Origin of the sequence: Pantoea sp. Fr-CA_6, from assembly GCF_024520895.1 — a bacterium.
Taxonomy (GTDB): Bacteria; Pseudomonadota; Gammaproteobacteria; order Enterobacterales; family Enterobacteriaceae; genus Pantoea; species Pantoea agglomerans.
The window spans coordinates 26,584-44,197 of record NZ_JALNPO010000005.1 but is presented as its reverse complement, the minus strand read 5'-3'; the positions used below and the strand labels follow the sequence as shown (position 1 = coordinate 44,197).

At 49.3% G+C, this 17,614-nt stretch carries 19 protein-coding genes and 4 pseudogenes; 11 read left to right on the top strand and 12 right to left on the bottom strand.

Annotated features, from left to right (window positions below; all coding sequences use genetic code 11):
* Positions 1 to 34: 34 nt before the first annotated feature.
* The 3 genes from NR201_RS10965 to NR201_RS10955 form a co-directional block, all read right to left on the bottom strand.
* A complete protein-coding gene (locus tag NR201_RS10965) occupies positions 35 to 268 on the bottom strand; it encodes a MarR family transcriptional regulator (protein ID WP_191921611.1) in 234 nt (77 codons plus the stop codon).
* A 184-nt stretch (positions 269 to 452) separates the two neighbouring features.
* On the bottom strand, positions 453 to 728 hold the full coding sequence (locus tag NR201_RS10960) for a hypothetical protein (RefSeq protein WP_033759756.1): 276 nt from the start codon (positions 726 to 728) through the stop codon (positions 453 to 455).
* Positions 722 to 1,774 carry a hypothetical protein gene (locus NR201_RS10955; protein ID WP_256849768.1) on the bottom strand — a complete coding sequence of 351 codons (1,053 nt, stop codon included), beginning with the start codon at positions 1,772 to 1,774 and terminating at the stop codon, positions 722 to 724. Before NR201_RS10955 ends, NR201_RS10960 begins: the two co-directional genes overlap by 7 nt.
* 203 nt (positions 1,775 to 1,977) lie before the next feature.
* On the opposite strand from NR201_RS10955, the pseudogene NR201_RS10950 reads away from it, so the two are divergent.
* The 5 genes and pseudogenes from NR201_RS10950 to NR201_RS10935 all read left to right on the top strand — a co-directional run.
* Positions 1,978 to 2,222 (top strand): annotated as a pseudogene (locus NR201_RS10950) (type II toxin-antitoxin system RelE/ParE family toxin); the annotation flags it as partial.
* Entirely contained in the window at positions 2,206 to 2,529 is a 324-nt protein-coding gene (locus tag NR201_RS10945) for a DNA-binding transcriptional regulator (protein WP_033759758.1), read from the top strand. The pseudogene NR201_RS10950 and the gene NR201_RS10945, both read left to right, overlap by 17 nt.
* A gap of 522 nt (positions 2,530 to 3,051) precedes the next feature.
* Positions 3,052 to 3,381: an endoribonuclease SymE gene (symE, locus tag NR201_RS10940; protein WP_031593698.1), complete on the top strand. Its 330-nt coding sequence runs from the start codon at positions 3,052 to 3,054 to the stop codon at positions 3,379 to 3,381.
* A 109-nt stretch (positions 3,382 to 3,490) separates the two neighbouring features.
* Positions 3,491 to 3,583, top strand: a pseudogene (locus NR201_RS22730) (HNH endonuclease); the annotation flags it as partial.
* Between the two features lie 402 nt (positions 3,584 to 3,985).
* Positions 3,986 to 4,624 (top strand): acyl-homoserine-lactone synthase, encoded by a 639-nt coding sequence (locus NR201_RS10935; RefSeq protein ID WP_129062757.1) that lies wholly within the window; start codon positions 3,986 to 3,988, stop codon positions 4,622 to 4,624.
* 14 nt (positions 4,625 to 4,638) lie between these two features.
* On the opposite strand, the gene NR201_RS10930 is transcribed toward NR201_RS10935, so the two are convergent.
* Entirely contained in the window at positions 4,639 to 5,331 is a 693-nt protein-coding gene (locus NR201_RS10930) for a LuxR family transcriptional regulator (protein ID WP_033780519.1), read from the bottom strand.
* 754 nt (positions 5,332 to 6,085) lie between these two features.
* Here NR201_RS10930 and NR201_RS10925 point away from each other — a divergent pair.
* From NR201_RS10925 to NR201_RS10915, 3 genes are all read left to right on the top strand, one after another.
* Positions 6,086 to 6,442: a putative T6SS immunity periplasmic lipoprotein gene (locus NR201_RS10925; RefSeq protein WP_250488918.1), complete on the top strand. Its 357-nt coding sequence runs from the start codon at positions 6,086 to 6,088 to the stop codon at positions 6,440 to 6,442.
* Positions 6,443 to 6,572: 130 nt separating this feature from the next.
* Positions 6,573 to 6,998, top strand: coding sequence for a hypothetical protein (locus NR201_RS10920; protein WP_256849767.1), 426 nt, complete (start codon positions 6,573 to 6,575; stop codon positions 6,996 to 6,998).
* 20 nt (positions 6,999 to 7,018) lie between these two features.
* The gene (locus NR201_RS10915) at positions 7,019 to 7,795 is read left to right on the top strand and encodes a CDP-diacylglycerol diphosphatase (protein WP_256849766.1); all 777 of its coding nucleotides are present in this window, start codon (positions 7,019 to 7,021) and stop codon (positions 7,793 to 7,795) included.
* Here the strand turns inward: NR201_RS10915 and NR201_RS10910 are convergent.
* Positions 7,796 to 8,080: pseudogene (locus tag NR201_RS10910) on the bottom strand (class II fructose-bisphosphate aldolase); the annotation flags it as partial. It lies immediately after the preceding gene.
* Positions 8,081 to 8,321: 241 nt separating this feature from the next.
* Between NR201_RS10910 and NR201_RS10905 the strand changes: the two are divergent.
* The 3 genes from NR201_RS10905 to NR201_RS10895 are packed head-to-tail and all read left to right on the top strand — an operon-like array spanning position 8,322 to position 9,826.
* Positions 8,322 to 8,837: a DUF2778 domain-containing protein gene (locus NR201_RS10905; RefSeq protein WP_010671743.1), complete on the top strand. Its 516-nt coding sequence runs from the start codon at positions 8,322 to 8,324 to the stop codon at positions 8,835 to 8,837.
* A complete protein-coding gene (locus NR201_RS10900; protein ID WP_256849765.1) occupies positions 8,818 to 9,339 on the top strand; it encodes a hypothetical protein in 522 nt (173 codons plus the stop codon). Before NR201_RS10905 ends, NR201_RS10900 begins: the two co-directional genes overlap by 20 nt.
* A 1-nt stretch (position 9,340) precedes the next feature.
* A complete protein-coding gene (locus NR201_RS10895; protein ID WP_010671741.1) occupies positions 9,341 to 9,826 on the top strand; it encodes an Hcp family type VI secretion system effector in 486 nt (161 codons plus the stop codon).
* A gap of 231 nt (positions 9,827 to 10,057) precedes the next feature.
* Here NR201_RS10895 and NR201_RS10890 read toward each other — a convergent pair whose 3' ends face one another.
* The 7 genes and pseudogenes from NR201_RS10890 to NR201_RS10860 form a co-directional block, all read right to left on the bottom strand.
* Positions 10,058 to 10,918, bottom strand: coding sequence for a ketose-bisphosphate aldolase (locus tag NR201_RS10890; RefSeq protein ID WP_033787443.1), 861 nt, complete (start codon positions 10,916 to 10,918; stop codon positions 10,058 to 10,060).
* A gap of 5 nt (positions 10,919 to 10,923) precedes the next feature.
* Positions 10,924 to 12,348 carry a PTS fructose transporter subunit IIC gene (locus tag NR201_RS10885; RefSeq protein WP_111534557.1) on the bottom strand — a complete coding sequence of 475 codons (1,425 nt, stop codon included), beginning with the start codon at positions 12,346 to 12,348 and terminating at the stop codon, positions 10,924 to 10,926.
* Positions 12,349 to 12,455: 107 nt separating this feature from the next.
* Entirely contained in the window at positions 12,456 to 12,929 is a 474-nt protein-coding gene (locus NR201_RS10880) for a PTS sugar transporter subunit IIA (RefSeq protein WP_050498581.1), read from the bottom strand.
* Positions 12,930 to 12,947: 18 nt separating this feature from the next.
* Positions 12,948 to 14,153 carry a PRD domain-containing protein gene (locus NR201_RS10875; RefSeq protein WP_256849814.1) on the bottom strand — a complete coding sequence of 402 codons (1,206 nt, stop codon included), beginning with the start codon at positions 14,151 to 14,153 and terminating at the stop codon, positions 12,948 to 12,950.
* Positions 14,154 to 14,279: 126 nt separating this feature from the next.
* Positions 14,280 to 14,459, bottom strand: a pseudogene (locus NR201_RS10870) (HTH domain-containing protein); the annotation flags it as partial.
* 282 nt (positions 14,460 to 14,741) lie between these two features.
* Positions 14,742 to 16,133 (bottom strand): hexose-6-phosphate:phosphate antiporter, encoded by a 1,392-nt coding sequence (gene uhpT / locus NR201_RS10865; RefSeq protein ID WP_010251526.1) that lies wholly within the window; start codon positions 16,131 to 16,133, stop codon positions 14,742 to 14,744.
* Between the two features lie 152 nt (positions 16,134 to 16,285).
* Positions 16,286 to 17,614 (bottom strand): MFS transporter, encoded by a 1,329-nt coding sequence (locus tag NR201_RS10860; RefSeq protein WP_010671736.1) that lies wholly within the window; start codon positions 17,612 to 17,614, stop codon positions 16,286 to 16,288.

Genomic DNA, 17,614 nt, shown 5'->3' with positions numbered 1-17,614 from the left:
TGAGTGTCTCATACCCATGATAATTAGCCACAAATCATGGGATATCGGATGGATTTATAGCCTTGCTGATTTGTCCCAGTAACTGGTGTCCTTGCTCTGATACGCGATACCTTGGCTTTGATGAGTTTTCGTTATAAACAGTATCTACCATTCCATCGTTCATCAGGTTGGTTACTATCGTCGCAACATTGCTAAATCCGGGAATACCCCGTGTAGCAAGGGTGCGATCCAGTATCATCCATGTCCAGTCTATGTCTTTTTCTGCCATGACTTTCAGGACGTTGAGCTTTGTAGTGGTTAACACGTATTTCTTTGATATCATGAGAAATTATGTCAAGTGTGAATGACGCCTTGCCGGAATGTTTTAAGGCGAGATACTTCATCAAGCCATTAACCAAAAATGAATGGCTGAACCGCCAACAGAGCTTCTGAGGCGGTTCCTGAAACGACTGTTATGATAAATCGGTCTGGATTAAATCTTGATGATCAAGTTCTTCCAGAAGTCGAGAGCCTTGCTCTGATATCTGATAGTGATCCATACCTGCTGGGGTTCTTGGTATTATGTCAACTAATCCCGCTTCGGATAAGCCCCTAATAAGCCGTGCAACATTACCCACTCCATCCATTTTTCGCTTTGACATAGCGCGATCAAGATTATACCAATTCCAATTTACGTCATTTCTTGAAGCTAACAGCTTAAGAATGTTTAGTTCAGTGTTGTTTACCATGATGGGGCATCCGGATGATAAAGGTCATCGCCAGTTATTCTATAATCTTCGAGAGTTGCAGTGTGCGTGTTGTTCCATAAATCATAAGATTCAATGTCATCGGCTGGCCTGCCTGTTTCCCAACCTAAATTACAGTAACGCTGATATTCTCGACACTCATGAGTATAGTAATTCAAGTCTACTTTTTCAGGAGGTATTTCACCGTTTGCAATTTTTTTCAATCTGGAAACCATAAAGTCGTTGCCAGGATCGGGATCAAACCGTGATATGTGTTTTTCTACGATTTGGATCCCTTCATGAGTGATTTTTATTCCGTCTGTTGTCAGGTGCTCTATTGCCCCACCTGCTTTTTCTGGGTCAAATGTTCTTGACGTAAATGTGCCTTTAGCCCCGAATGCTTCTGGTTTCTCTAACTCAGGAAATCGCATTCTTCCCATTGTCAGCCCGGCAGCAACAGATGCACCGGTGATAAGTAACCCCATGTTATCCATGACCTGTTCGTAACCCGCTGGTGCATCCCCGCCGAGTTGCTCTGCGGTCTTCCTGAATCCCTCAATATTGCCGTTGTAAACACCCCCAGCGGCCAGAAGCCGACCCGCTGCTTTACTGTTGATGGTTTTTGTAGACTGAGCATGTTGAATGGGTGCTGACCGAAGAACGCAGTATACCGGGCGTTTTAGTTGATGTGAGATCAAGTAGCTAAGCCGGGAGTGTAGGAACAAAGGCAGGTCATTCCGGAGGTTGCCAGAGGATGTTTGCACCCCCGTAATGACATGACCAATTGCGTCATTTCCCAGTAAAACAACCTTCCCGGATCGAATGTCATCCAGCACGTCCCGGTACGCCATCCAGGGCTGCTGAAAGTGGAACTGACGATATCGGCTGACAAAAAGACCATAGTTGCCCGGTAAATCCCACTCCCGGATGATTCTATTTGGCCGAGCGGTTTCCTCAAGGTAACGCGCTGCCGTATTCGGGTGGATGATGTAGGGAAAGTCATCAAGGTAGATATCATCCACTGATTTTGCCTGATAGTGATGAAGCATAATGTCCCTATTAACGCTACCATTGCACACAGCTTACAAAACGACCGATGTTGAGTGAGGTTTAAGACTATCCCTTCATTTAAGAAGAGTGAAGTGTCTGGCGATATTCAGGCGACTAATCAAAAGGTATTTTGGGACTACATGTAAATTATTGTCTGGCACCTCTGACAGAGGGGTTATAGAGGAAAAATACCAATCATCCTGGTGGTGGTGTTTACAAGAAGCGCTGAACCAGAATCGCGATCGCGCCATTATCCTGGTGAAAAGTGGGGAGCACTGGTTTTACACGTTCCTTTATGCCAAACAGGATATGGCAAATATTGATAATCGCGAGCTGGCCGGATTTCGCGAGTTAGCAAAGCACTATGCTGCTCTTAGCGATGAAAAGATCACGGCACTGATTAAGAGTAAAGAACTGGTGGAGATTTGCCGTGACTGTAAAAAGTAAATTTAACAGTCCTGCATTTGAGGCCATCCACAGCGCGGCTTCTGGATTATTAAGCGTCGATGCTATCCCGCAGGAAACGATGCGCAACTTTGATAAAGCGTGCCTCAACAATGTGGATGAGCTGCAACCCATCGAGATTAAGGCGTTGCGTGAGAAGCTGAACGTCAGCCAGCCCGTTTTTGCCAGCTATCTGAACACCAGTGTGTCAACGGTGCAGAAATGGGAAAGTGGGGTAAAGCGTCCAGGTGGATTATCGCTGAAATTGCTTACCGTAGTGCAGAAGCATGGGTTGAAGGTATTGGTTTGAGTGAGTTGTACTGGCTGCAGCATTAAATGGAAACCTGACTGAATCACGGCGCAGAAAGAACAATTTTAACCTCGATAATTGAGAGAAATCAGCTTTAAGCCATACACTGAAAAATTGAGGTCGGGAAAATTCTTGAAGGTATTGAAGCACCATTTCATGAGCAACAATATGAGACTGTAAGGATTAGTGCAGTAACCTGGGGAGAATACAATGAGGAGGAAAGTTAAACTCTCCCTGATAACTCTCTATTTATTGAGTCAGGAAGAATAGCTGTTGGTGATTTTCTGATATCCGGGACTAATGTTATTGATGTTTTTTCCTGGTGCGCTTCTTATTATTTCCTGCCAAATTAAACTTACGCTTTATATTAAAATGATTTTATAACTTACTTATTTCACTCTGTTTTTAGCTGGATTTTTCTTCTCTTTCCTGATGATATATACAGGTATTTAGCGCGGCGCGGATGTGCGCCAACACACCCGCGCCGCTAATCACAATCACTATTTAGAAGGAATAGTAATCATGACTGACGCCCATTCTATTGCACAACTGTCTGAACCAGAAGTCTCTCCTGCAGATAACCGGCAATTAACGGTTAGCTATGCAAGCCGCTATCCGGATTACAGCCGGATACCCGCCATCACCATGAAAGGACAATGGCTGGAAGCTGCCGGTTTTGCCACGGGCACAGCAGTAGATGTAAAGGTAATGGAAGGTTGTATTGTGCTCACCGCCCGGCAGGAGAGCGAACTGATGCAGTCTCTGCGCCAGGTATGCAAGCTGTCGGCGCGGAAACAAAAGCAGGTGCAGGAGTTTATTCAGGTCATTGCCGGTAAACAGAAAGTCGTCTGAATGAAAAGCCGCTCCCGACATCGCATCGGGAACGGTTAACTATCAGGATGCGTAAAGTAGAACGATGGAATTTCAGACTACATCCTCGCGAGCCTCTTTAACCTACGGAACGCTTAACATCAAAGGCGTCGGCCGGTTACTCGCTGCTGGCGGTATCTGTAACGATAATAGTGAGGGGTTTCGTATAACGCTGAACAGTTTGGTGGCGATGTCTTCAGCAACTGATTAGTGTCAGGCGGGGAAACCCCCGGTTAACCTGTATCACAGATTAGATAATAGTTGCTTTAGTCAATTCAACAGGAAAGCTTGCCCCTTAAAATTATAAAGGGCAATAATTAAACTATAGTTAATTGATGTTTTTCGTATTTTAATATAATTATCGTTTGAGCGCTTATTGCACTCTGTACCCGGTACCTGAAATATCAGATAATCGCGGGTGGGTTTTCCCTGGTGTTGACTTGGTCTTTGACCTCCTGACCGCTAAGCATGGTGAGTGCCCGGTGGTCAGGTACTTTTTTAAGTATAGGGTCTGCGCAGGTGTAATAAAAGCTGTCTTAAAAGACAGGGGTAATGGTTCCCATGTGTGATTATCAGGAATGAATGAATGAATTCTGCTATTGAGTTTTTTTTGCGTGATTACAATGAATTTCCGCCAGAATTAGCAACCGAACTCTACCGGCTCAGAAGAAAAACATTTCGTGACAGGCTCGACTGGAAAGTCGAATGCATTGACGGCATGGAAAAGGATCAATTTGACAACGAAAATACGACTTACCTGCTGGGCATGCATAACGGGAAGTTGCTATGTGGTGCACGGTTTATAGATTCGACGCAGCCGACGATGATGAGCGAAATTTTTCATGAATATTTCGAGGGTATAAGTGGTCTCCCCACAGATATCCCCTGTTGTGAGATTAGCCGGCTGTTTTTAGATAAACAAAGACGTGACTCTGCAGGCCTTCATGGCTTGCCCGCCAGTAAAGTGTTATTCCTTGCAATGATTTTTTATTGCATGAAGAGAAACTATCGGGGGATGTACGCTGTGGCAAGTCGCGGCATGTATGCAATATTTCGCCATGCGAACTGGAAAATAGAAGTTATTCAGAAAGGCCTTTCTGAAAAAGGGGAAGTTATCTACTACATTTTCATGCCTGCCAGCATGAGCATCGTGGAAGATATTATCACCAGGGACAAAGCCAGTGGCTGGCTTCGTGAGATGTCCCGGCATTTACGCCATCTTTAACCCGTAACGCTGGCTCAGTTGTCCAGCAGCCGGAGCTCCGTCCCAAGTTTTACCGCATGTGTGGCGTTATTCACTCCGAGCTTTTTCATGACGTTGCCCATATGAAATTTTACGGTGCGTTCCGCAATAGATAAAATGACCGCAACTTCGGCGTATGTTTTCCCGGCGCCGACCCACTTAAGTATCTGCCGCTCACGCGGTGACAAAAAAACGTTCTTTTTCTGATTGTGTTGACTGTATAAGTTAAGCGTCTTCTGATGCAAATTAATAAGAAAGCTAACTATTTTTGAACGATTTTTTTCCATGTCGATACCAGAATCTTTCTGACTGATAATGGATAGCAAAGCCAGGTTGTTCAGGTAGTCATGCAGAGGGAATGTCTGTCCCTGGAAAATATTATATTGAAAGCTTTCATTAAAAATTCGCGTGAGATTGTAGCCGCCTGACAGAATGACGTTGTTTTCCCAAAAAAAATCTTCAACACAACGTAAACTCTGAATAATGACAGGATCAATAAACTGATATTTTCTTTCAAGGTATATATCGAACCACTCAGGGTTGTTATTAATAATACGCATCTGTGAAGGGTCTTTCTTGTTCATAATGGCGTAGGCATAGATAATACCCTTGTAATCCTCAAAGAACGCATTCAGTTCACTCTGGATTAACAAATTGATTCTTGTATCGTTGTAGTATGTATCCTTCACGTCAGTATCTACCTCCGGGATGAGTGGATAAACCAGTATAATCCGCTTCGTTAGCTGTTGCTAATCGTATTTTAATCCAGTTAAAGGACAGTGCAAACGACATCTGCCAGAAATATCCTGAATATTTTTGCTTTACAAAACGGATGGAAAGAGCAGTTTACAAGATTACAGATGAATTATCGGGATTCACAAAAATCTGCGGGGACAGCAGGAACATTCGTATAATGATTCGCGATTTTAAGTTATTGCTGACTGGAGTGAACCGACATCAGCATTTTTCATAACAAAACTCATGCTGGCAGGCGTAATTAAACAGACACCGAGTCAGTATCTGACTGCAGATGGTTTTTAAATCCTGATGCTCATGCTCCCCTTCGGCTACCCAGCGTTACCGGGTCGTCAGTTCTGCTGCGCTAACCCCTGTGGGTTTCGGACATAAGGCCTGATGGCAAACGTTCAGGTCAACCCTGCAGCCGGCTTAACGCCTGCGCTTTCACTGGCCATATAGATGATGACAAGCGAGTGTTAATCAGCATGAGGCACATCAGGTCGTGTAAGTAGGCCAGTAATCTGATTACTCTCCTGAACAGCAAGCCTCTATTTTAGCTCACTATTGGTTACTACTGGTTTATGGGATTGATAAGTGGTTTTTCTATCAGAGGCCAGGGCGCATGGGGATGTACAGGGGCAATGATATGTTGCAGGATGTCCCCACGCTTTCTCAGAAAATCGTAACAGGGAAGGGGCGTTAATCATGAAAAACATGATGATGCTGGGTGTCGTATTTCTCTTAACGGGATGCCCCGGGCCTGGCGACCGAATGGTGGAGCGCGAATCTACAACGGCATTTATCAAATACAAGCAAGTTTGTGTAGTGTCGCCACTGGAGCCACAAGAAAGGATTACTGCCATTCAAATCAACAGCGATAAAAGCAACTCTCTTCACAAAATTTTTGATGACAAACCTGTTTATGTTCCAAAAGGTGAGTGCCTTCCTGTGTTTGGATTTAAGTTCACAACTGGAGAACGTTACTATTTCGCCTGTGATGTTCAATCTGATAAATCAATGTCGCATTTAGTCACTGCTGATTTTTCTTATCCAAAAGAATAGGGGGCATAACGGCCCTTTGATTTTCATAAGCGCACGCATGGCATCAGGCCAGGCTTAACGACTTCACATCTGCGGTAGTTAAGGTAGTTACCAATGATGGGACATCACTCTTATTCATGGGGGCGAGGCAATGAAAAACATGTTTAAGTGGTCCGCACTTGTGGCTGCCGCCGTCCTCATTCTCATTGGCTTGTTTGTCTGGCTTGTTGCATCGGGCTCTGATGAAACGACTGTCTATAAAGAAAATGACTTCTTCAGCTATCACACACTGACAGACAAGGACATTGAAAACGCGCCGCGTACAACGGACAACTACTATTTTGAAGCGCACCCTGGCGACGGTTACTCACCTTCAAATAGCATCATATTTAAGGGAGCTACAGATACTGCATCGCTGCAGGCTTATCTCGAAAAGCTGGGATACGTGAAGCAAAATCGCAGTCTGGGCGAGAAGGAAATATGGGCAAGGCCTGATCAATTGGATGGGGATCAGTTCTATCTGTACTTTAATCCCACAACCCATGAGGTTGAGCTGACCTGGGTTCTGAATAATTGAGTAGCCTGAACGGGAAATTGTTGTGGCGATGCCGTTCTCTGCCGCTGGTCATCGCGCTGCTACTGGTGGGATGCGCCCGCTCTGACGCGCTGTGGACGGTCACGCATGATCTCTGCATGAATAACTATCACTACCGTCGCGATCCGGCACCCTGCCAGCAAATCTATCTGCCGCAGGACAGCACACAGGGCTACAGCATCATCCAGAATCCTCGCCACAAGCTGCACTTTATTCTGGTGCCGACGGTGGCGATGTCCGGCATTGAGAGCATCGCGCTGACGCACCCCGGACGTCCTGACTATTTCGGCTACGCCTGGTTAATGCGCTATCGTCTGATGGCGGCCTATGGTGCTGAAGTGCCTGAGGATCGGCTCGGCATGGCGCTGAATTCCGCTTATGGCCGCAGCCAGAATCAACTACATATTCATCTGACCTGCCTGCGGGAAGATGTCTATCGCCAGCTTCAGGCCGAGCGCCCCTATATTAATAATGACTGGCGACCCTTGCCCGACCGTTTGCTGAATCACACCTACTATGCCCGTCGTGTTATGCAGCCGACGGCGATGGGGATCTATCCTGTCTCCTCCGTGGCACGCCATTTCCGGCTATCGCCGCCGCAGCTGGCGGAGTCTGGTGTGGCGCTCATTCCGGCGACGTTTTCGGGAGAGAAAGGGTTTATCCTGCTAACTACCCGGCGCGGCTGGGATAAGGGCAATCGGGCGTCCGTTGAGTCGCTACTCGATAAACGCTGCGCAATTCTTTCAACACCGCCAGCTGACGTTTCAGTCGCGAAGTAACTAAACCTTATCACCCTTAATCCTCCACCGACCCAGCCACTCTGCTGTAATCAAACGCTCTGCCAGCAAGAACCTGGCTGACGAGGACGATCGCCCGTGCATCGGTTTCGTAAACATTGAATCAGGTTCGTGTCCGCCCTGTTTCAGTTCCTGCTCCAATGCCACGAAAAATGCCTTCTTCATATCACTGGAAATATTGATTTTACCGACGCCATAACGAATTGATTCCGCCACCTCGCTGTCTTTGTTGCCCGAACCGCCATGCAGTACACGTGGAATATTAATTAATAGTAAGCTTGTTACAAGCTTGTGATTTATACATGGTTGTTGAGCTATAACATCTCTGTTACTCTCAGGTTAAATAACAAGCCATAAACGCATATTAATTACATCTGTTAAGTGACTTATTGCTAACATAATCATCCTATTTATTAAAGTCAGACTTTTTCCAGGAAAAATTATTGCTCATATTCTTTTCACCAGCGTAGGATAAGCGCACAAAGGATTATAGATGCAAGGATTATCAATGGCTCTACATGGAAAGTTTGTTATTAATGATGCTGACTACTCACCGTTATCCTTTCCGGGGGTGGGAACGTTTTTAGCGTTCTCTGGCAATGGTGCTTATCGTAATCGTGGTGCCTGTGGAATGATTCCTAAAGAGGGGCCTGTACCAGCGGGTAAATACTGGATTGTTGACCGTCCTGAGGGAGGCCTCCGATCACAACTAAATGCCGGTGTAAGGGATATTTATAATCATTTTGCCAGCGGTGCTACGTTCAGGCATTCCGAATGGTTTGCAATATGGCGGGATGATTGGGCAATTGATGATTACACCTGGGTTGATAGCGTTAAGCGTGGTAACTTTCGTTTGCACCCCGGCGTTCTTTCTGAGGGTTGTATCACACTTCCGCATGATTCTGATTTTTCCCTGTTACGCAATGCATTATTAAGGACCCAGAAAATAGAGGTTCCTTGTATGAGGAAGTTAAAGGCCTATGGAACGATTGAGGTAATTGCCAATGGCAAAACATGTCCTTAGTCTCTTTATAAAATTAGCGCTCTTTACTGTGATTATGCTGTTCGTTGCTAAAGAAGTTCCCTATGATGGATTAGTTGACTCTATAACAGCCTTATTTGATTTCCAAAGCGCTCTGAACGTTACCCATTTCATTCTGGGTGAACCTGACTTAGAGGCCTGGGAGTCGTTGCGATATTACTTTTCTATTTTAATTAATACTCTAATCAGCATTCCGGTTATGAGTGCGATTATCACCCTTTTTAACGGCCTTACTCACAAAGTGAACCCATCTTGCCTCCCTAAAGAGTGGGCTTTCTCTACCGTGCGACGATTGATAAAAATAATCATTTTTGTAATGCTGCTTTGGTTATTCGTCCGCTTTGTACCTTACCAGGCTGTTTTTCCGGACATAGAAAAATTTTCAGATGTTGCTATGGCTGCACTTATGGCTTTCAACCTGATTTTAGCCATTTTCTGCTATTACTTTATTATGAAGAAATGCACATTCAAAAGGAGTTTGTAAAATGCCTATTCCAGCTTACATGTGGCTTAAAGATGACGGCGGTGCAGATATTAAGGGATCTGTAGACGTTCAGGATCGTGATGGTTCTATCGAAATTGTTGGCTTCAGTCACGGTTTAAATATTCCAGTGGATAGTGCCAACGGTAAAATCACCGGCAAGCGATCACACTCTCCCATTATGATTGAAAAAGAGTTTGATAGCGCCAGCCCATACTTATACAAAGCCGTTGCTACTGGTCAGACGCTGAAAAGTGCGGAGATTCGCTGGTATCGCATTAACCATGCCGGGCAAGAGGAATGCTATTTTGTTATGACTATCGAAGGGGTGAAGGTGACTGGCATTAATCCGGGGATGCCAAATGCTAAAATGGCAGGAAACTCGCAGATCAACCATATGGAAAGCCTTTCCCTGATGTACGACAAAATCACCTGGCGTTACGTTGATGGTAATGTGCAGTATACGGATGACTGGAATGTTCGGTCCTGAGATTAAAATCCTATTTCCTGTGGTATAGCTAAGTTCTCCCTGGCAGTGAAGCACTAATTAAAACGTTACCGGGGTGTAATGGGGGATTTAGTGACGACCTCCATGCATGCTCGAAAAACGTTACGACCGCGTTATCCGGTTGTACAACATCTAAAAAAGGCACCTATTCATCGGTGCCTTTTCCCAGCCTCCCTGGCAGTCTTCAAGCCACCATCCACGCCACACAACCCCTTACCGATACAACGCCGCTTTCCCCACCGAACTAAACAGCGCCATCTTCGCCGCGACCACTTCACTCGCCGCCTGCATCGGTTTAACAAAGAGGGAATTAGGCTCGTGACCCCCAAGCTTCAGTTCCTGCTCCAGCGCCACGAAGAACGCCTTCTTCATATCACTGGAGATATTGATTTTACCGACGCCATAACGGATCGATTCCGCGACCTCGCTGTCTTTGTTGCCCGAACCGCCATGCAGCACCAGCGGGATATCAACCAACTTACGGATCTGCTGCAGGCGCTCGATATCCAGCTTCGGCTGCTTCCCTTTGGGGTAGAGGCCATGCGAGGTACCGATGGCGACCGCCAGCGTGTCGGTGCCGGTCTCGCGCACAAAGGTCTCTGCCTGCTGCGGATCGGTATAGAGAATCTCGTTACTGCCACCTTCGCCGCTGCCTTCCGCCACGCCGATGGTGCCCAGCTCCGCTTCCACAGAGACATTAATCGTGTGCGCTATCTCGACAATCTTCTTCGTCAGCGCAATGTTCTGTTCGAAAGGGTGAGACGAGGCGTCAATCATCACCGAGGTAAAACCGGCGTAGATCGCCTTCATCACCTCTTCCAGCGAGCGGCCATGGTCCAGATGGATCACCACCGGCACGCGCGCCTGAATCGCCAGCGTCCGCAGATAGCCGATAAATTCCGGGCCGGTGAAGGCCATCTCTTCAGGATGGATCTCCAGAATCAGCGGTGAATCCAGTCGCTCGGCAGTCTCAACCGCCACCCGTCCAAACTCCGCGCTGGCGATGTTAAACGCACCAACGCCAAACTGATGCTGTCGGGCAACGCTGAGCAGATCTTTCATGTTGTAAAGCATAGGTTTTATCCTTGTTTTGCAGGAACGGAGATATCTTTTTTCAGGAACAGCAGGATCAGCGCCGTCAGCAGACTGCCTGCGGCAATCGCAAACAGATAACCCATGACATTGCTGATCACGTTAGGAATGAAGATGACGAAAATGCCGCCGTGCGGAGCGCGGGAAGCGCAGCCCAGCATCATTGAGAGTGCGCCCGCTAACCCGGAGCCCGCCACGATGGCCGGGATGACGCGCAGCGGATCGGCGACCGCGTAAGGGATGGCGCCTTCGGTAATGAATGACAGGCCGAGGATGTAGGTGACCTTGCCGGTCTCGCGCTCCTGCTCGGTAAACTTGCGGCGGAAGAGGGTGGTCGCCAGCGCGATGCCCAGTGGTGGCACCATGCCCGCCGCCATACAGGCGGCAATCGGTCCGTAAACCCCGCTCGACATCAGGCCAATCGCAAACATACAGACGGTCTTATTCAGCGGGCCGCCCATATCAAAGGCCACCATCATGCCGAACAGCAGGCCGAGAATGGCCGCATTGGTGTTGCCCAGCGAACTGAGGAAGTCGGTCAGCCAGCCGAGCAGCATTTTGATCGGCTCACCAATCAGCAGCGCCATCAGTGCGCCGGTCAGCAGCACGCTCAGCAGAGGCACGATTAAAATAGGTTTCAGCCCGGCGACCGCTTTGGGCAGATGGATATGGTTATTGATCAGCAGCGTGATGTATCCGGCCAGGAAGCCGGCAATCAGCGCGCCGAGAAAGCCGGAGCCGGTGTGGATCGCCATCATCCCGCCCACGGCGCCCGCCACGATGCCCGCTTTGCCGCTGACAGACTGGCTGATGCCCAGCGCCAGAATCGGCAGCATCAGGGCAAAAGCGGAACCGCCACCGATGTCAGAGAGCATCTTCGCTATCGGGCTGAAGTTCGCGTCCCCTGGTGTGGCCGCCGTAATCCCGAATGAAAAACTCAGCGCGATCAGAATGCCGCCCGCCACCACAAACGGGATCATCAGGTTCACGCCGGTGATCAGGTGCACATAAATCTCTGAAATCCAGGAGCGGGAACCGGACGCCTCACGGGCACTGTTAGCCGGTTCAGATGCACTGGCCTGCGGGGCGGAGTCGGCAAGTCTCGGAGCCAGTTCGCCGTTAACAATGGCATTTAACAGGCCTTCAGCATCCTTCGCGGCACGGGTAACGGGCACCTCAATCACGTTTTTATGCTGGAAGCGTGCCATCTCAACTTTTTTATCTGCGGCGATTAACACGACGTCCGCCCGATGAATATCGTCTTCGCTGAAAATATATTCGCTTTCAATCGCGCCCTGGGTTTCAACTAATACATTCAGGCCCAGTTTTTTAGCCGCTTTTTTTAAATTACTTTCGGCAAGGTAGGTGTGGGCGACACCTGTAGGACAGGCGGTAATGGCAATAATGTTCATAAATGTTCTCCAGTGAAAATTTTATATTTATGTTTTTCGGTCTGAAGGGATGGCTACAACCTGGAATACCTCCTTTATTTTTTAATTCATGCTGCTCTCCGGTTTATTCAGGCTCCCGATCGGGATAACAGTAAATGAAACATCTCTTCGCGATGCGGGACATTAAGTAATTGCTCGACAACATCCTCATCGCCTAACGCAATGGATATTTTGGCGAGCATTTTGATATGGCCCACATCTTTATCGGACTCTTTTACCGCGAACAGAATCACCAGCCGGACTTTAGTGCCGTCGATGGTCTCCCACGGAATATCCTTGCGTAAACGACCCACGGCAATGCGGGTTTTGGCGACGGCGGCAGATTTGCCGTGCGGAATAGCAATATGATTTTCAAATCCGGTAGAGCCTAATTCCTCACGCAGATAGACATCTTTCAGAAAAGCGGCTTTATCGGTGACGGCACCGGTCTGGCAGAGCAGATCGGTCAGCTGAGAAATAATCTGCTCTTTGGTCTGGCAATCGACATCGAGAATAATGCACTCTTCTTTTAATACTTCGTTAATAGCCACGGCTGTCGTCATTTTGCTTCTCCATTATCATTAATTAATTGAATTCGATACCAGACACTCCGTTACCCGAGCGATATCTTTCGCCGAGAACAGGGCAGAGACATACACCACCGGTTTTTCCAGCGGTTCCAGCCGGATGGTGGAAATCACCACGTCACACTCATGTCGTTTCAGGGAGTCAGCAATATTTTTCCCTGGAATGATGTCGATAATTTTCCAGTCGGGAAAGGCGCGGATAATCCGTCCGTAAAGCAGCTGCGAGGTGCCCAGACCGCTGGAGCAGACCAGCAATACCCGTTTTACCTTGATGCTGTTTTCGATAGCCGCCTGAATATGCACCGTCAGATAAGCCACCTCATCGTCACTGATTTCATCCAGGCTGTACTCCTGTGTTAGCTGGCTGATTACCGCTTTAACGGCGGCGAACACCGTACCCAGCTCGGTCTGGATATCATGCAGCAGCGGATTTTTAATCCGAATGTGATATCTGAGGCGGTTCAGCATCGGCTTGATATGCGAGGACAATGACGCCTGCAGGTTCTGGTCGGTGGTGATTTCAATGTTGATGCGCTGCGCCACCCGGGCGATCAGCGCCTCAGCAAAGCGGGTTTCACGCTCTGAAATCAGGGAGTCATCGTGCTGTGGTGACTCACCGCCCGCCTTACCGGAAGAGACCAGATACTGATAGATGGAGTGAGACTCCTCGGCCACCAGTACCGTGTTGTAGGCGGTCTCAATGCGCTCTATCACCGCCAGTGACACCTGCCAGGCGTGATGGTCGCTGACCCGGTTCATCGACACCGCGCGGGCGTCGGTCCTGTGCATCGGCGAGTGACTGCGGTGGATCAGCACCAGAATATGCGTAAATAAATTGATGTAGTAAGGATCGCTTATCGTATATTGCAGTTGCTGTTCAATAAAATTAATTAATTGCAGGGTAAAATGGACAGCCTGCTGACCAAACTTCTCTGAAAGCTCCTGCAGCGTGCTTTCATCCAGACGGCTTTCCATCATGTCCTGACGGTTATAAATCGATTTTAACACCAGCGCTTTCATCGCCATGCGAATATTATGGTCGCTGCCTTTTATGCTGGTCCCGACCCGACTTTTTAACAAGGTTAAATCAAACTGATGTAACCATGCTTCTAATGTTTTTAAATCATTCACTATCGAGGCGCGACTGATAAAATATTTATCCGCCAGTTCGCTGATGGATGAACTTTTTGGTGACAGCATTAATAAATCCGACGCTATTTTCAGCATCCTGAAGTTGCTGCTGAAATCATCCACTTCGGTTGAGAAAATCCGGCGCGCGGCTATTTCCGACTGCGCATCAGCGAATTTAATTGTGATCCCTCTCCCACTTTTTCCGCTGAGATTGATTCCCTGGCCAGAAAGTTTTTCGTTAATGTCTGCAATATCGCGGCGTAGAGTTCTGGGTGTAATAGACGTTTTTTCTGAAATAGCGTGCAGGCTCACATAACTGTTATGAGAAATAAGCTGTCGCATAATCGTCAGTTGCCGTTCAGTCAGCGCCTTCATCATCATCAGGTTCCGCTTAATCCGTTATTCGCCTTGTCAGTTATCATCTAAACAAAGGCACTATGCCATGTAAATATTAAAACATGGCCACAACCTGGTGGTCAGGCTGACCACCTGACAGTGAATTTCTTAAATAATCGGGGACGAGATGAAAGAATAAGTGAAAGGGGATGGGAGGGTTTGGCGGGCTGACTGGCAGTGATCCGATTGGTGGGGCTACATCAATGGCTGAGGGCGGAACCTGGCGGGAAAGCCCGGCTTACGCCGGGCCTGATTCTATCTTTACGCCATCTTTAAACGCTGCAATCGTTTCTCGCGGCGAATCTTACGCTCTTCCATCACCGCAACCAGCGCCATCAGGCAGATACAGGCGATAGCAGCGGCATCCAGTGCGGCAAAGGTGCCCGCCCAGCCGGTCAGGCCAAATATCGGCGTGCCGTCGGCAATCATGCCCAGGCCCAGTTTGGCGAAGCTGTCACCAATCAGATAGGCGAAAGTGCCTTTGATGCCATCCGCTGCGCCGATTGCCTTTTTCGGTACAAAGCCGACCGCGGCGACGCCGATTAACAGTTGCGGGCCAAACACCAGGAAGCCCAGTGCGAACAGCGACGCCAGATAGACATACTGGTTGCTGGCATGCTGATAGATCCCGAGCGTGGCAATAATCAGCGCTAACGCGACGCAGGCCACCAGCGCACGGCGGCCATTGGCCAGATCGGATAACCAGCCCCACATCAGCGTGCCCACCAGTGCGCCCACTTCAAACAGGGTAAAGCCCTGAATCGCCACCTCTTTAGAGAGCTTCAGCTCCTGGAAGGCGTAAACCGTTGACCACTGATCGATCCCGATGCGCACCACATAGAGGAAGATGTTGGCGAAGCAGAGCAGCCAGATCACCTTGTTCTTCAGTACGTACTCAACAAAGATCTGCCATTTGGTCATCGACTCATCTTCGGCTTCTTTGTCCTCATCGCTCAGCTCTTCGTCAAACAACTCTTCGGCCTTGCCCAGGCCATAAGACTCCGGGGAGTCGCTGCCGTAGCGCAGGCCGATAAAACCAACAATCAGCGCGATAATAGACGGAAAGATAAACATCCCAATCACGTGGCCGTTGAACAGCACATTGGCGCCAAACAGCGCAACGCCTGCCGCACCGGCACCGCCGAGGTTATGCGAGATATTCCACATGCCAAGATAAGTACCCCGTTTGCGGCGCGGCGTCCACTTAGTGATGGTGGAGTAGCTACAGGAGCCGCCGGTACTCTGGAAGAATCCGCTTAAGGCATAGAAGGCGATCATCAGGAACAGGCTGACGGATCCGGTGCCCATGCTGGCGCTGAAACCCAGCATACAGATGGCCGAGAGGATCAGCATAAACGGCAGGAACTGCTTGGTGTTTTTGCCGTCAGCATAATAGGAGACCAGGGTTTTCCCGACGCCATAGGTGATGGAGAAGCCCAGACCGATCATCCCCAGCTGCGTCATGCTCAGTCCGTAGGTGGTGATCATATCGTTCTGCGCGATATTGAAGTTTTTGCGGATCAGATACATGGTCAGGTAGCCGATAAAGACCACCAGATAGGACTGCATAAACGGCTTGAACCACATCTTGCGCCGCAGTTCGATGGGCAGATCCAGCGTCGGTCTGCGCACCTGTTTGAGGAATGCCAGCATGGAAGGGGATTCTCCTGGTTGGAATAGCTGCAATGGGCAGCGAATGGCTGGCATTGTAAAAACCTGCCGCCAGACTGGCCTGAGACAGCATCCAGGCGAAACCAGGAAAATTTCTTAGTTTTGCCCCACTCGGGGCAAAAAGGAGAGGCGTATCACGCTTCAGGCAGGGGGCGCGGTGCCTGAGCATTTAAAAACGGCAGCAGCAGCAGGGCGGAGATCCCCGCCGCCGTGGCAATGACCGCAAAGAAGCCGCTCCAGTGCCAGACGTCGATAACCCACGCCAGCGGCCAGCCGGAGAGTGACGCACCAAGATAGGCGAAAAGGCCAACGAAGCCGGTTGCCGCGCCCGCCGCATCTTTATGGGAACATTCGGCTGCCGCCATACCAATCAGCATCTGCGGGCCAAAGACAAAGAAACCGGTAGTAAAAAAGCAGGCTGCCTGCATCACGTAACTGGTAAAGGGCATCAGCCATAGTGAGCCGACGGAAAGCAAAATCCCGGCTGCAAAAATCAGGTTCATCGGCCCACGGTTGCCGTTAAACAGCTTGTCCGAGCCCCAGCCCGCGACCAGTGCGCCTATCACACCGCCCAGCTCAAACAGGGTGACTACCGAGTTGGCCGTCACCAGATCCACCCCCAGCGTGTCGGAGATGTAGAGATTTCCCCAGTCATTGAGCGCCGCGCGAACCACATAGACCAGCACGTAACAGAGTGACAGCAGCCAGATGTAGGGGTTGAATAGCACATAGCGGGTCAGGATCGCTTTGCGACTCAGACCTGCGCCTTCCTGCTGCTGCGCCATCTCCATCTCATCCTGTCGCCAGTCGCCTACCGCGGGCAGGCCGACAGTCTGAGGCCGGTCGCGCAGACGCCAGCAGAGAAACAGTCCGGCGAGTATCGCTAAACTGCCCGCAATCATCATCCCGATTCGCCAGCCATAGTGCAGCGCCACTGCGCCGATAACGATCGGGATGACCGCACCGCCAACGTTGTGCGCGGTGTTCCATAGTGCCCACCAGCCGCCGCGCTCGTTACGTGAATACCAGCTGGTCAGCAGGCGCGCGCAGACCGGCGCGCCCCAGCCCTGGAAAAAGGCGTTGATGGTCCACAGCAGCGCAAAGGCCCACAGTGAGGTGGAGAAGCCAAACAGGATATTGACCACGCCGGTAGCGATCAGCCCCAGCCCCATAAAGTAACGGGCGTTGGAGCGGTCACTGACGATGCCGGAGAAGAACTTCGACAGGCCGTAGGTGATGTAAAATAGCGTCGCCAGCAGGCCAATATCGGTGCGCATCATCACGCCGCTGGCGATCACTTCCGGCGCTGCCGCATTGAAGCTTTTGCGGGTAAAGTAGAACAGGGCATAGCCGATCCAGATGGTCGACATGATGTGCCGTCGCCAGTAGCGATAGCGGCTGTCAATCTCACTTTTGTCCTGCAGCGGAGCGGCGTTAGCGGGCGTTTTCAGAAAGTTAAACAC